Origin of the sequence: Gracilibacillus sp. HCP3S3_G5_2 (assembly GCF_052063305.1) — a bacterium.
In the GTDB taxonomy this organism is placed as follows: domain Bacteria; phylum Bacillota; class Bacilli; order Bacillales; family Amphibacillaceae; genus Gracilibacillus.
In genome coordinates, this window is record NZ_JBQHXU010000005.1 from 75,977 (window position 1) to 89,734 (window position 13,758).

At 36.4% G+C, this 13,758-nt stretch carries 14 protein-coding genes; 5 read left to right on the top strand and 9 right to left on the bottom strand.

The genetic code is table 11. The features are described from left to right. Nucleotides 1-324: 324 nt before the first annotated feature. Nucleotides 325-957: a nitroreductase family protein gene (locus ACTNEP_RS09120; protein ID WP_441161571.1), complete on the bottom strand. Its 633-nt coding sequence runs from the start codon at nucleotides 955-957 to the stop codon at nucleotides 325-327. A 107-nt stretch (nucleotides 958-1,064) separates the two neighbouring features. Here ACTNEP_RS09120 and ACTNEP_RS09125 point away from each other — a divergent pair, with 107 nt between their 5' ends. From ACTNEP_RS09125 to ACTNEP_RS09140, 4 genes are all read left to right on the top strand, one after another. Continuing rightward, nucleotides 1,065-1,445, top strand: coding sequence for a helix-turn-helix domain-containing protein (locus ACTNEP_RS09125; RefSeq protein WP_441161572.1), 381 nt, complete (start codon nucleotides 1,065-1,067; stop codon nucleotides 1,443-1,445). Nucleotides 1,446-1,699: 254 nt separating this feature from the next. Next, nucleotides 1,700-2,209: a TetR/AcrR family transcriptional regulator gene (locus tag ACTNEP_RS09130; protein WP_441161573.1), complete on the top strand. Its 510-nt coding sequence runs from the start codon at nucleotides 1,700-1,702 to the stop codon at nucleotides 2,207-2,209. Between the two features lie 359 nt (nucleotides 2,210-2,568). Then, complete coding sequence (locus tag ACTNEP_RS09135) at nucleotides 2,569-3,759, top strand: serine hydrolase domain-containing protein (RefSeq protein ID WP_441161574.1); 1,191 nt, start codon at nucleotides 2,569-2,571, stop codon at nucleotides 3,757-3,759. Between the two features lie 131 nt (nucleotides 3,760-3,890). Beyond that, nucleotides 3,891-4,595 carry an SDR family oxidoreductase gene (locus tag ACTNEP_RS09140; protein ID WP_441161576.1) on the top strand — a complete coding sequence of 235 codons (705 nt, stop codon included), beginning with the start codon at nucleotides 3,891-3,893 and terminating at the stop codon, nucleotides 4,593-4,595. 165 nt (nucleotides 4,596-4,760) lie between these two features. On the opposite strand, the gene ACTNEP_RS09145 is transcribed toward ACTNEP_RS09140, so the two are convergent. From ACTNEP_RS09145 to ACTNEP_RS09180, 8 genes are all read right to left on the bottom strand, one after another. Beyond that, complete coding sequence (locus tag ACTNEP_RS09145; protein ID WP_441161577.1) at nucleotides 4,761-5,075, bottom strand: GNAT family N-acetyltransferase; 315 nt, start codon at nucleotides 5,073-5,075, stop codon at nucleotides 4,761-4,763. A 112-nt stretch (nucleotides 5,076-5,187) separates the two neighbouring features. Next, nucleotides 5,188-5,535: a hypothetical protein gene (locus ACTNEP_RS09150; RefSeq protein ID WP_441161578.1), complete on the bottom strand. Its 348-nt coding sequence runs from the start codon at nucleotides 5,533-5,535 to the stop codon at nucleotides 5,188-5,190. Nucleotides 5,536-5,821: 286 nt separating this feature from the next. Continuing rightward, nucleotides 5,822-6,292 (bottom strand): DinB family protein, encoded by a 471-nt coding sequence (locus ACTNEP_RS09155; RefSeq protein WP_441161579.1) that lies wholly within the window; start codon nucleotides 6,290-6,292, stop codon nucleotides 5,822-5,824. An 820-nt stretch (nucleotides 6,293-7,112) separates the two neighbouring features. Then, nucleotides 7,113-8,675, bottom strand: a complete 1,563-nt coding sequence (locus ACTNEP_RS09160) for a hydantoinase/oxoprolinase N-terminal domain-containing protein (protein WP_441161580.1) — start codon at nucleotides 8,673-8,675, stop codon at nucleotides 7,113-7,115. Next, nucleotides 8,676-9,758 (bottom strand): DUF917 domain-containing protein, encoded by a 1,083-nt coding sequence (locus ACTNEP_RS09165; protein WP_441161581.1) that lies wholly within the window; start codon nucleotides 9,756-9,758, stop codon nucleotides 8,676-8,678. Further along, complete coding sequence (locus tag ACTNEP_RS09170) at nucleotides 9,758-11,089, bottom strand: cytosine permease (RefSeq protein ID WP_441161582.1); 1,332 nt, start codon at nucleotides 11,087-11,089, stop codon at nucleotides 9,758-9,760. The genes ACTNEP_RS09165 and ACTNEP_RS09170 overlap by 1 nt, the downstream gene beginning before the upstream one ends. Nucleotides 11,090-11,116: 27 nt before the next feature. Then, on the bottom strand, nucleotides 11,117-11,710 hold the full coding sequence (locus tag ACTNEP_RS09175; RefSeq protein WP_441161583.1) for a TetR/AcrR family transcriptional regulator: 594 nt from the start codon (nucleotides 11,708-11,710) through the stop codon (nucleotides 11,117-11,119). A 234-nt stretch (nucleotides 11,711-11,944) separates the two neighbouring features. Beyond that, nucleotides 11,945-12,457 (bottom strand): D-glycero-alpha-D-manno-heptose-1,7-bisphosphate 7-phosphatase, encoded by a 513-nt coding sequence (locus ACTNEP_RS09180; RefSeq protein ID WP_441161585.1) that lies wholly within the window; start codon nucleotides 12,455-12,457, stop codon nucleotides 11,945-11,947. Nucleotides 12,458-12,725: 268 nt separating this feature from the next. On the opposite strand from ACTNEP_RS09180, the gene ACTNEP_RS09185 reads away from it, so the two are divergent. Beyond that, complete coding sequence (locus tag ACTNEP_RS09185) at nucleotides 12,726-13,727, top strand: LLM class flavin-dependent oxidoreductase (protein ID WP_441161586.1); 1,002 nt, start codon at nucleotides 12,726-12,728, stop codon at nucleotides 13,725-13,727. Nucleotides 13,728-13,758: the final 31 nt, after the last annotated feature.

Sequence of the window (13,758 nt, forward strand, 5' to 3'; positions counted from 1 at the left end):
CTCCTATAATTTGTTAGTGATCGATCAATAACATAATAATCAACTTTAATCTCCAATGCAAGTGTAAATGTGTAATTCCAAAAAATCGCTATTTTTTTTAAAAAAACTGCGTACTTTTTTTACGCTACTAGTATCTGGAACTTTGTTTCCGATCGCCATTCTAGAGCTGCACCTTCGGACACCACAAATCCTGGCAACTGGTAATATTCTGACATTTTTCCAGTAGAAAGTTTGCTTAAATCAGATTGCTCGTTAAACTTATGAGGATTAAGGGGAGAGTGTTCAGCAGCTTCCCCTTAATCCTTGTAATTGTTTAAAAACTCCTTATCGCCAAAACGTAATCTGTTCTGGACTAAGACGAACGGAATCATGGCCACTTTCTTCAGCCTTTCCAAGAGCTAATACTACAACAGGCGTATATCGCTCGGAATCTAAGTTAAAGGCTTCTGCTAACTGATCTGCTTCAAAACCACCTATTGGATTGGTATCATACCCATAGGCTCTTGCTGTCAGCATCAATTGCATAGTAAAAAAACCACTATCCACTTTAATAATCTCATTAGTTTTATCTCTTGGGAGTGCTGGATAATAGGTCTTAATGGTTGCTAATTGTTTGTCACGCACTTCTGGTGGCATCTTTCCTTGTTCAACAGCCATATTATAAATGTAATCAGCATTCTCATAGGATTTAGTATCTGCAAAGATTAAAAGCATCGCGGAAGACGTATCATTTTGTTGAGTATTAAACATAACAAGAGGACGCAATTTTTTCTTTCCTTCTTCACTCTCAACGACTACCACCCGCCAAGGTTGTAGATTAGCTGATGACGGAGCTGTTGACGCATCTTCAATAATCTGCGTCAACTCTTCTCTAGGTATTTTGTAATTTGATTGATACATACGAACAGAGCGTCGCCCCTTCATAACATACTCAAAATCGTTTTGTTTGAAAGCCATATTATTACTCCTTTTTTAATATTTGTGATATCTTGCATGTATCACACTATGATGATTGTAAACTATGAAGTTTACTTCATAGCAAGAAAAAAAAGGGGTGATTTATTATGAAGATTAGCGAAGTAGCAAGAATGGTTGATCTTCCAATATCAACCATCCGTTATTATGAGAAAATAGGCATTATCCCTGATGATTATATACTGAGAGACCAGAATAATTATCGAAATTATTCCTTAGAAATCATTCATCATCTGAATGTTGTAAAAAAATGTTTAGCCGTTGGTTTTTCAATTAATGATATACAATCTATGATATTGAAGGATGGAATGTCTAAAGATGAACAAACACACATTATTAAAGAAAAAATATCAGAAATTGAAGACGCTAAAAAAAAATTAGAGAAGTCCAAACAAGAACTTTACGACATTCTTGAATTGGATATTACGTGTGAGGATGGATTCGGAAAATATCACAATGAACAATTTTAGGGGCTGAAATTTTTAAGTTCGCACGCAGTCCACATGTTCTACTGTATATTCCCGAAACGCAGTTCAAAATGATTGGAATCAGATTTATCTATTGATTAAATACATTTGCCAGCTTCTTTTTGGATTATTCATACATCAGTGTGAGATTTAACCTGCTCCAATATATAGATTTGGAACTTACCACTTGCATTTGAGGGCAAAGTTAGTTATTATGTAATTGATTAATTACTAACTTGTTGTAGGAGGTTCTAGCAATGGTCAGATCGACATCAAAAATGCGTAAGGAGGAGATTCTTGAGGCCGGGTTAGAAGTATTCGCTAAACGGGGGTATTATAATACAACCACCGCAATGATTGCAGAAAAAGCTGGTATATCTCAACCATATGTCTTTAGATTCTTTCAAACAAAGGAAGAGTTGTTTATCGCTGCATTAGTTCGGGCATTTGAAAGAATACTTCAAACTTTTAATAAAATAGAGTCCGGACCGGAACAGCTGGGTGACAAAATGGTCGAAGCCTATGAAGAATTGATGCAATCACATCCTAATGAAATTGCTTTAATGGTGATCGGAATTTCTGTTACGGAAGAAGCTGTTCGAAAAACTACAAAAGAGGGGTTATCCCGCATTCGAAATTATGCTTTGGAAAGGTTTAAATCAGCTGGGATAAAGAATGCTGAAAGGGAAGCAACTATCTTCATCGCAATGGGGATGTTATGTAATATCGCTAATTTCATAGATCTTCCTGAGCTTTTTGATATGTAAAAAATAAATAACCTATCATTGGTTATTTATTTATCATCAAAAGTTATTGATTAATCACTAATAATCATGATTGTGAAATAGAAAAAAGCAAAAAATTTTTTATAGAAATGGTGGCAAATGAAAAGCTTTTCTTGGACTAATTTCTAGGTACATTTAATGATGAGCGATCATAATGCGAATGGTTGATAGACCTTATCAAAAAAAAGATTTGTTTTGAATCGAGAGAAATAGAAGCAACATATTGGCCCTATGCAAGTAACTCCATTGAAAAGGCCTTAAAGAAACGCTACAAGTTTTTAAGCTTAGTAAAAAATAAATGTTACGTTACGGTACGAATAAAAAAAGGAGGCGAACAAACAATGCCATCAAAAGAAAGAGAGAAAGAGACTCTAAAGACCACGCTCGATAGTATACTAACCAATTCTGTGAAAAGAGCAGGTGGTGTTCCTGGAGTGGTTGCCATGGTAACAGACCGTGAAGGAAATATTTATGAGGGAGCCGCAGGTGTTCGTGATTCCAATACTCAGCAGTCTATGACTACTGATACTGTGTTTTCCTTATTCTCAACTACTAAAGCATTAACAGGTTCAGTCCTGATGAAATTGGTAGAGGAAGGAAAGGCTCATCTTGATGATCCTGTTAAGGAGTATGTTCCAGAAATTGCTGATATTATGGTTCTTGAAGGATTTGACCCAGATGGGCAACCCAGATTAAGGAAACCAAAAATAGATGTTACAATCAATATGCTAATGCTTCATACAGCAGGATTTGGATATGAATTTTTTAGCGCTGAGGATCGAAAATATCGTGAAGCTAAAGATGTGCCTGCTGTTTTGACAAGTACTTTTGATTCAATGAAAAGTGTATTGCTATTCGAACCAGGTGAAAGATGGAACTATGGTGTCAATATTGACTGGGTCGGAAAAATTGTTGAGGCTGTGTACGGCATGAGATTGGAAGAAGTAATGAAAAGGGAGCTTTTTACTCCTCTTGATATGTCAGATATTGGTTTTACACTATCATCATCAATGACGGAGAGACGTGCTACCATCCATACTCGTAACCAGGAAGGGAAACTTACACCTAAACCTGACATGATTTTGCCACAAAATCCCGAAATCGATATGGGTGGACACGGGTTATATGCGAGTATAGGAGAATACATGAAATTTATAAGAATGATTCTTAATGATGGTTCTGGTGTGCTAAATCCAGAAACCGTTTCCAAAATGGCTCAAAGCGGCCTGGGAGACTTAAAAAGTGGAGGATGGGTTTCATCTGATCCAGTAGTGGTAAATGACGGGGAATTCTTCCCTGGTTTTCAAAAATCCTGGTCGTACACATTCCAAGTAAATGATGAGCCCCTTCCTACAGGACGTCCAGCTGGTCAATTGATGTGGGGCGGTTTAGCCAATCTTTTCTACTGGATTGATCGCGAGAATGGTATTGGTGGTTTTTGGTCTACTCAAATGCTGCCTTATCAAGATCCTTCCTCATATTTAGGATACCTGGAATTTGAATCAGCTGTTTATCAAAATGTGAAAAAGTAATTTTATAGTCTCTTAAGTTTAGATCAATGGTAAATACGTCTATCTATTTTAAGCTCGATTTGTTTTATTCAAACAAATCAACGTATATCAACAAATTCTATAATCAAAATTTATTTTGAGGAGCGATAGAAATGGAAAACTTACAATCTAAGGTAATTATTATTACAGGGGCATCCAGCGGAATTGGGAAAACAACTGCCAAGTTTTTAGCTCAACATGGTGCAAAGGTTGTATTGGCTGCAAGAAGAGAGGATCGACTAAAAACTATAGCGGATCATATTCTTCAGGAAGGTGGTAACGCAGTTTATAAGCAGACAGATGTGACTAAATCTGAAGATATGCAGAAGCTAGCTCAGTTTACACTCGAAAAGTTTGGTCGAATTGACGTTCTTATCAATAATGCTGCCTTTCAGTTGATTTCTCCATTACATGAACTGAAAGTGAACGAATGGGACCAAATCATTGATGTGAACATCAAAGGAGTTCTTTATGGCATTGCTGCAGTACTTCCAATCATGAGGAAACAGAAATCAGGACATATTATAAACATGTCATCAGTTGTGGCACATAAGATTGTCCCCACAACTGCTGTCTACAGTGCAAGTAAATCTGCTGTCCAAGCAATCTCGGAAGGACTGCGTCAAGAAGAATCAACAGAGTCTGGGATTCGGTCTACAGTCATCACGCCAGGAGTAACAGCGACTGGGGATCAGTACTCCGATTTTCCAAGTCTTGAGCCCTCCACTGTATCACGAGCGATTGCCTACGCAATCAATCAGCCTGATGATGCCAATTTAAATGAAATCGTCATCAGACCCACATTGCAATCCATATAAAGGTTTTCATTTGAATTTCAGGCATGTTAACCAAAACCATCAGTATATACTGGTGGTTTTGCTCTGCGGTTGAAAGTCTTTGCCTAAAAGGCCCACCGCATGGGCCTCCCTCTTAATACTAGAGATGGTTGTGATTGCCATCCTCTCTATTACTAAATGATCACGTTAATCTGTATGGGGCCCAACGAATAATTCCATGTAAACACGTTCGTTAAAACCTTTTAATTTTGAAAACCTTTCTTTTTTCCGTTCTAACTCTGAAAATCCAAGCTTTTTATATCGATAGGCGACTTCATTAGTATCTATCACTTCCAAGATATAATGTTGATATGAGGCATACTTCATGACGTAACGAAACAGAGCAGTTGATACTCCTTTTCCACGCGCTTTCACTGTTGTGGCAACACATTCAATATATCCTGTATCATCTTGGTAAGGTAAACTCTTATTAAATTCGCTCTTCATCAATTGATAAGCCATACTCCCTTTTATACCTCTTTCATCATCTTATGGTGCTTTTCCAAAGGTCCTCTCTTACTTAGTCTAAAAATTTTTGGTTTGTATGATTTTTTATTTTCTTTGTATTTGGGCTTTAATCTATTGACATGAATTCCTCATCATCCTGCCAATCCACATCTAAGCCTTCGATAATCGTTTCGAAATCACCAGAAACAATAGTATAAACATCCCTTCCAACGATTAACGTGTCATGATTAAAATCAACCATGACGGAATTGTATCCGGTTTGTAGGGTTATATCATTCTCTAATAAGTATGGATCTTTAAATAGATCTTTTTTTAACTCTATTGTTTTTAGTTGATCCAATAAGGTATCCACCTCACCTTGATCGGTAATTACTCCCAAAAGACTCCCACGATCTTCTGTCGCGTTTCTTTGCTCTATCACAATTCTAGTGACATCTTTATATAGTTCATTCATGACAACATCTTCAAAAGCGGTGATTCGTGTGGCCTGGAAATACCAGATCAATACAGCTAGCAGGAATAAAGAGCCAAATGACAAGGCGATGATCTTTTTTTCTTCATCTTATCTCTCCTGTTAGATATATTGAGGAAAAACTTCAAAGAAGGTTTATTTTTTGACGCTAATCCTTCTTTATCTTTAATATGGGAGTAACTTAACTCCTTTAAAGGAATAGAGTAAAAAAGGTTAATTATTGTTATATTTAGGTTAGGAAAGTGAAATAGTTGAAAGTAAAGCCCCGTTACTTTGATAAGCGTATGGTATTTTTTATTTGCTCAAAATGGTGGAGGTCATGCTGAGCTAAACCCTTAAAGTATTCGTATAAGGATAAGGTGGTTTTCCCCATTAAAATTTTTACTTCCCAATGTTCAGTAGGAATTTCATCAATTGCTTTATAAAGTGCAATTCTCGTAGAAACAAAATTATCTATTGTCACTCGTTTATTTTGTTCTCTACTTATCAAAGCTGATTTTTCATTTGTTTTCTCAGTATCTGGACTTTTTGGAAGCTCATGCTTTGAAAATAAAAAAGGTAAACGCTTAAGTAATACAAATTCATCCCAAGGTATAAAATGACCAATAATTTCTGCCACTGTCCATTTACCTTCAAGAATTTGAGTTCTCCATTCCATTTCACTTAAAGTGTTTAATGATTTAACATACTCTATTGTGTTTAATTGATGTTGGAGAATTTCTTGTTTAAATTTATTCACTACATCATCTCGCTTTTATTTTAATAGCTTCATTATAACATTAACTCTTTTTGAACAAAAACTGCTCATTAGTTGACGAAGGATTTATATCTTCTTAAAGTAATCAGAAAGCTTTTCTTTTTCTTGCTCACGTAATTGTTTATTTTCTTTTCCTCCAACTTTTCAATCCTTCTATCAAAAAAGACATAGGTTCATTTTGTTATACTCAAAAAAGCAACAATAATCACCTATGCAATCTAGTAATTAATAGAAAATAAATAGAAATCCAACATGGAGTGATATAGGGTGACTAAAAATGTTTCAAATAAGCAAATTGGAAGATGTTAAAAAACAAATTAAAGCGTCTGCAAGTGCAATATACGTCATACAAGAAGATAACGTAATAGGTAAAAGGTATTTCCGGGTTTAATCCTTTAACAAAGCGAAAAGTAATTAGCCACACTTCTCTAACTACAGTTAATGGTCTGCTTCAAGAATATGTTTTTCAACCATTAAAGTTCTCAGAAACTGGTCGGGAATCAACGTATAAAAGTAATCTTGTTGCAGATGTTTTTGAATTCCCTGAAGAACCTAAGATTAGATTAGCTGATGATAGTGTATGTGAAAGAAATTTGTATGTAAGCGCTAGAGAATTTGCACATTGGGGTTACTTACATTTGAATAAGAGGAAAATTCATGGTAATCAAATTTTACCAAAAGATCTATTTCATTTAATTACCTCCGTGCAAACTCCTAAAGATAATGAAGAAAACCTTGAAAGAGACACTGTTAAGCCGATCAAGGTTTTCCATTCTATCTTTCTCGTTAAAGCATGCATTCGCTAATTGCTAGCCACTAATTGTCCAGCTGCTTTCACTCTAATTTTCGTAGCATTTCCCGGCAAATATGCTAGGGGCACATCTTCTATATCTACTATTGTTAAATTATTTGGATCTGCACCAGCTGTAATAGCTTCATTGAATGCTAATTTCTTCGCTTGTTCTAATGTTTTCTCACGCCCTGCTTCATCTATCCGAAAGATTTTCTCAATTTGTCCACTTACTTCTGAGATAGCAGAACCTATCGCATTTGCCACTCCAAAATTATTCGGACAAATCGTTTCTTCAGCACCTGTTAATCCATCAGGGAATAAGATACTTCCACCACCTACTAGAATAACCGGAACAGGTTCTGAACTAGTTTTCATTTGATCGATACCTGCCTCAACCATCTGAACCATTTCTTGATAAACGGCTTCTACAAAATCCTTCTCTAAATGACTTACTAAACGAGCATCTCCTAATGAAGCTTTACCATATGCTACCGCAATATCGGTAGTGGTAATCGTATCTCCTCCGAAAACGAGGGCTTTTTCTTGTAGACGATGGCCAACACTTTCCGGTCCAATACTAAAAGTTTTATCCTCATGCTTGGTAATAATCGTTCCGCCGCCTAGACCTATGGATAAAATATCTGGCATTCTAAAGTTTGTTCTCACTCCACCAATATCGACTGCTAGAGAAGATTGTCTTGGAAATGAATTGCTTAATACTCCAATATCTGACGTTGTTCCCCCGATATCTAGTACAAGGGCATCACTTTTTCCTGTTAAATAAGCGGCACCGCGTAAACTATTGGTTGGTCCACAAGCAATCGTTAAAATTGGATATTTCACCGTGTATTCTACTGACATTAACGTACCATCATTTTGGCCAAAGAACACCTTTGCATCGATGCCTTCTTCTTTTAATGCTTTAGTAAAACCATCTGCTGTCGTTCTCGCCACATCTACTATAGCAGCATTTAGGATTGTTGCATTTTCCCGTTCTAATAAACCAACATTGCCAATTTCACTTGAAAAAGATAAGGCGACATCATCACCTAATACCTCTTTTACAATCTCTCCTACACGTACTTCGTGCTCATTTGAAACTGGTGAAAAAACAGATGTGATAGCGATGGAATCTACTTTTCCTTTTAGTTCATGAGCAATTTGGTAGATTTCGTTCTCATCTAATTCACTGATTAAGCGACCATCGAATTCATGACCACCTTTGACAATATAAACATGCTTATCTAACATAGTCCGTAAATCTTCTGGCACACCAATTAACGGTTTTACAGCCAAGGTTGCAGGAGCACCAATACGAATAACTGCAATATTATTTAGCCGTTTTCTTTCCACAATCGCATTAGTACAATGAGTTGTGCCAAGCATCGCATAATGTATTTGCTCTCTTGGTACATTGGATTTTGCCACAACCTCTTTTAATGCCTGATAAATCCCTGTACTAACATCTTCTGTTGTTGCCTGTTTGGTTTCTGCTATAACATGGTAGTCATTGTCCAACAAAACTGCATCTGTATGTGTTCCCCCTACATCAATTCCTATACGATATTCCATTTATTTCACCTCACCTTGCAAGATATGTTCAACTGGTTGATAATCCACATCATAACCGAAATATTTTGGCCCTACTGTTTCAATTGCTTTTTTGGTACGCCACTTCTTGTCACATGGAATCCCAATTACTACACAACGCGCTCCGTATCGTAACCCCTCTGTTGTAATGGGCATTGCTGTCTCAGCATCAAGTACAGCAATTAAATCAGGTGTCATACAAATAGCTTGGTCACCTTTCTTTGCTAATAAATGTTCATTTTGGAAATGAAGTGAGAGAGACTCATTGTAATATTCGTCAAACCCTTGAATTTTTGCTACTCCTTTAGCAAATCCCGCATCTGTTCTACGATCAATATCACTCACTTTTCCTTTAAATAATTCAAAGCCTCCCACAATATCTAATAGCTTTTGAATTGGGTTTTCTTTTGCTTCACGCAATGTCCGACCTATCTTTTCTTCCAGCTCTAGCATATGGTGGATACCTGTAGCTTTTACATTTTTACCTGTCATCGGATAAATCGATAACATAACCGAGCCACCCATTTCTACAGTGGCAACTCTTGCAATTCGTTCTGCCCATACATTATTAATTGTATTTAATAAGGAAGTATTTCCTTTATCATCTGCTAATACCATTGGCGTTGCTGAAACGCCTTCTAAATAAAAGGTTACCATTTGAAGTTCTGGAAAGGCACGTCCCATTCCATCTGCATCAACTACCGGAATCCCTTGTTGAGCAGCAAGTGCAAAAGGTACGAGTGAATTCACTCCTCCAGCCTCAATTGGCATGGTTGCATATACTTCCTTGCCTAAATATTGCTGAATTTCTTCAAAAGCCATTTTGGCTTCTTGGCCACTCGGAATTTTTTCAACCATAACAGTTGGTGCACCCATCATCGCTGTTGGTATAACGAGGGCATCATCTGGTAGCTCATCTGGTGTGATCACTTGAATGGAGCCATGCTCTTCTATTGCCTGTAGGGCCATTAGCTTTCCGATAAAAGGATCACCACCTCCACCTGTTCCAAGTAAAGCAGCACCTACCGCAATGTTCTCTATTTCTTGTTTACCAATATATCTCATTAGATCACTTCCTTTTTCATTTCTGGTTGCTGTTGACTTATATTGCTACTCATTTTACTTGCAATTAACTGTAAAATGAAAGCTATTAAAAAGGCATCAAATCCGGCAGCTCCTGTAATCTGAAACAACCCAAATCCCGTTGGAGCTGGAGTAGTCATAAATGCTACCACAGTTGCCACAACCCATACACTAATTCCTATAGGTTCGATAGATTTAACTTTAGTAAGATTTGAAAAATGAAATTTGCTTCGATCGATCAAGAAGGTGGCCACATATATACCGCCGATTGGGGGAATAAATGCACTTAAGAAATTAAGAAACGGGATAAAATTATCATAAATTCCTGCTACTGCAAGAATCGTCCCAATCGCACCACCACCAATGGCTAAATAAAACTTCGGAACTTTCTGAAAAATTGTTGCAAACCCTAAAGCAGAAGAATATAAATTATTATCATTTGTTGTCCACTGGGCTAAAATTAACACTAATAAAGCTGCTGATCCCCAGCCTAGCCCTATCATAATTGCCACAATGTCCCCTACTGCAGTTGCCTTCGCTAATAAAATGGAAACAATGAGGACAATAGAATATCCTAAAAAATAACCCACAAAGCTGGAAATCACTGCATCTTTAGCTGTTTTCGCATATCGAGAAATATCTGGACCAATGATGGCTCCGATAGCTAATGAACCAATAATTAAGGAAATGGCTGCCCCTATCGTTATTGGTTCGGTTATTACTGATTCACTTATAATTGCTGAAAATGAGCGACCATTTAGTGCCTTAATTAAGGATGCAACAAGCAAAATTCCTAACAAAGGTACTGCCGCCATACTTAATTTCTCAATCGCCTTATAACCAATAACAGCGGTTAATGTCATCAATACCCCACCGATTAAAATTAAGATGGTACCTGATACAGTTATACCAAAAACATCAGATATAATATTTTGTAAACTATCTCCAAAAAGAGCTAACTGTACACCAAACCACCCTAACAAAGCAATGGCTAAAATAACCGAAACCCCAAAAGCACCATATCTCCCTAATGCAAACATCGACACGAGTGAAGTAGATAAGCCTGTTTTTGCACCAACTACACTACAAAGCGCACTAAGAATAGCGAGAAGAAACGTCCCAATAAATGTAGCGATGAGTGCATGTGAGAATGTTAATCCAGCACCTAAAGAACTACCTAATACAACAGCAGAAAGTGCAATAATCCCTCCCATCCAAACAAGGGAAAGTTTTCCCCAACCTTTTCGGTACTCTTGTGGAACGGGTTCTCGCTCAAAATCATTGATAACTTTTTTATGATAACGATCTGACATCTTATATCCTCCTAAATATAAATCTGTTTATTCACATGAAGTGGGTGCTATTCCTAACCAAAACTGCTTCCATATTACATCTAATCTTCGATACATGAGATTATCATCATATCTTTGCATTTCCCAAAACAAACCATCCATAATACATTGAAAGCTTGTGGCTAGTTCGTATGGATCTCGCTTTTGAATTTCATTCTTTTCTATGCCTATTTCAAACATTTTCACCAAGCTTTTATGCTCTTGCTCTTCCAGTTGTTGAAATTGTTCATGAATGATACTTTTGGCAATTTTTGGCGGGAATAACATTAATCGCACTAATATTTTTCCTTGCTGATCTTCTCTTAATTGAAAATCAATAATATCTGTTAACATTTGATAAAGCTGATCCTTTAATGGAACTGAATCTCTCCATTTCGTTCCTCTTTCGACAATTTTCGCATGTTCGTTCAACGTATCTTGATAAACTTGTATAAAGAGGTCTTCCTTATTAGCGAAAAAAGCATATATGGATGGTGGTTTGATTCCAACTTCTTTTGCTATTTCCTTTAATGTCGCTCCTTCATATCCTTTTTCTGTATATAAACGAACTGCTACTTCTTTTATTTGTTTTTTAGTAGACATTCCCTGCCTCCTTTACCTAACTAATATTAGTTAGGTAAATTATAAATAGGTCACAATTAAATTGCAAGAATTATTTGAAAATTAAATATATTAATAGAGTTAGAAATATACTTTAAGTAGGAAAAAGAGTATTTTAAAAATTTGTTGGAAGAAACCATGCAGCAAAGAGAACTCAGATCCAAAACCCGATACGTTCAACAAACGACTACGTAAGATATTTATCTCCATTAAAAATTAGATATACTCTACTAACTCACTTATGTTCTTTAATGAAATTATATTGTCTTTCTTATACTCCAATCCGCTTCCAATCCCGAACCCTTTCATACCCAACCTAATTGCTAATTCTATATCAACTGCTGAATCACCAATCATAAAAGATTCGGTCAAATTGATATTTTGGTATTTTTCCAATGCTTGTTTTATCATGCCATCTTTAGGTTTTATACAAGAGCACCCTTCATTTCTGCCATGGGGACAGTAAAAAACCTCAAGTATTTCTATGTTGTGATCTTTTAATTTTTTGATCATCTGATCATTTATAAGGTGATATTGCTCTAACGTGATATAGCCTTCATTGATTATGTATTGGTTAGTAACAATGATAATCTTATACTCTTTACGTATGACCTCTTTCATTGCAGGAATGGCACCATTTATAAATTTAGGCTTCCTTATAGTCGACCATTGTTGATCTGGATAATCCTCAATTATGGTGCCATCTCTATCAAAAAAAGCAACCTTCATAATCCCTTCCCCTTTTATGACTTATTTGGAGCTATCTACATCATTTAATCTATAAGTAAGAATAAAAATTTTCATAAAGCAACCCGATATGAATAAAGTACTCTAAATTCAGAGAAAGATCTAGGATTAATTGGATATTGAAAATACTCAATTTTCCATAAAAAGTTCTTCTATAGGTCTGAACCTCTCCCAATGAGCAAATAAATTTTATTCTGTAACAGTTATTGTTACGATCAAATGGAAAGGGAATGAAGAAAGGAAATGACATATGACAAATATTAACATACCTGTTTCTGTCCTTAACCTAGTCCCTATTCGTCAGGGAAATGGACCGAAAGAAGCAATTGATCAAATGGTGGAGCTCGCACAGGCTGTCGATAAAATGGGCTACGAGCGATATTGGATAGCAGAGCACCATAATACAACGACATTAGTTAGTTCAGCAACGACCATTTTAATGAAACATACACTTGAGAATACGAAAAATATTCGGGTTGGATCTGGTGGTGTCATGCTTCCAAATCACGCACCACTGACAGTAGCCGAACAATTTGGCACAATGGCGACAATCTATCCGGATCGATTAGATTTAGGATTAGGCAGAGCTCCAGGAACAGACCAGCTAACTGCAAGTGCCTTAAGGAGGTCTAAAGATGATCCAGTCTATACTTTTCCACAAGATGTACAATCATTGTTAACTTATTTTGGACCTGAAGAAGAACAAGGATATGTCAAAGCATTTCCTGGTATCGGAACGAATATTCCGATTTATATTCTTGGTTCATCAACTGATTCTGCTCATTTAGCTGCAAAACTGGGCTTACCTTACGTATTTGCATCTCATTTTGCTCCTAGATATATGGAAGATGCTATTTCTATTTATCGCAGAGAGTTTCAGCCATCGAAATATTTAGATAAGCCATATATGATGGTTTGTTTGAATGTCATTGCAGCAGAAACAGACGAGGAAGCAAAATTTGAATCAACCACCATGCAACAATTTTTCTTAAATGTTGTCCGAGGTTCGAGTACTCCTTTAAGCCCACCAGTGGAAGATATGAATGAGTTATGGACCATGCAAGAGAAGCATGTTGCGTCATCTATGTCTAGTGTTACACTGCTTGGTAGCAAAGAATCGATTAGCGAACAATTAACGAATTTCCAAGAGAAATACCAAGTGGATGAATTAATGGCAGTTTCTTATATTTACGATACAGAGAAACAAAAAAGATCTTACCAAATATTGAAAGACGTGGTGGATGGTAAATAAAAAAACTCGTCCAATCTCTAAGAAAAGCAAA

Bases quoted from the DNA above. Each gene is read 5' to 3' on its own strand.
- ACTNEP_RS09135 (WP_441161574.1), top strand. From the start codon at position 2,569: ATGCCATCAAAAGAAAGAGAGAAAGAGACTCTAAAGACCACGCTCGAT.
- ACTNEP_RS09165 (WP_441161581.1), bottom strand. From the start codon at position 9,758: ATGAGATATATTGGTAAACAAGAAATAGAGAACATTGCGGTAGGTGCT.
- ACTNEP_RS09130 (WP_441161573.1), top strand. From the start codon at position 1,700: ATGGTCAGATCGACATCAAAAATGCGTAAGGAGGAGATTCTTGAGGCC.
- ACTNEP_RS09145 (WP_441161577.1), bottom strand. From the start codon at position 5,075: ATGGCTTATCAATTGATGAAGAGCGAATTTAATAAGAGTTTACCTTAC.
- ACTNEP_RS09150 (WP_441161578.1), bottom strand. From the start codon at position 5,535: ATGAATGAACTATATAAAGATGTCACTAGAATTGTGATAGAGCAAAGA.
- ACTNEP_RS09120 (WP_441161571.1), bottom strand. From the start codon at position 957: ATGGCTTTCAAACAAAACGATTTTGAGTATGTTATGAAGGGGCGACGC.
- ACTNEP_RS09140 (WP_441161576.1), top strand. From the start codon at position 3,891: ATGGAAAACTTACAATCTAAGGTAATTATTATTACAGGGGCATCCAGC.
- ACTNEP_RS09175 (WP_441161583.1), bottom strand. From the start codon at position 11,710: ATGTCTACTAAAAAACAAATAAAAGAAGTAGCAGTTCGTTTATATACA.
- ACTNEP_RS09185 (WP_441161586.1), top strand. From the start codon at position 12,726: ATGACAAATATTAACATACCTGTTTCTGTCCTTAACCTAGTCCCTATT.
- ACTNEP_RS09180 (WP_441161585.1), bottom strand. From the start codon at position 12,457: ATGAAGGTTGCTTTTTTTGATAGAGATGGCACCATAATTGAGGATTAT.
- ACTNEP_RS09125 (WP_441161572.1), top strand. From the start codon at position 1,065: ATGAAGATTAGCGAAGTAGCAAGAATGGTTGATCTTCCAATATCAACC.
- ACTNEP_RS09170 (WP_441161582.1), bottom strand. From the start codon at position 11,089: ATGTCAGATCGTTATCATAAAAAAGTTATCAATGATTTTGAGCGAGAA.
- ACTNEP_RS09160 (WP_441161580.1), bottom strand. From the start codon at position 8,675: ATGGAATATCGTATAGGAATTGATGTAGGGGGAACACATACAGATGCA.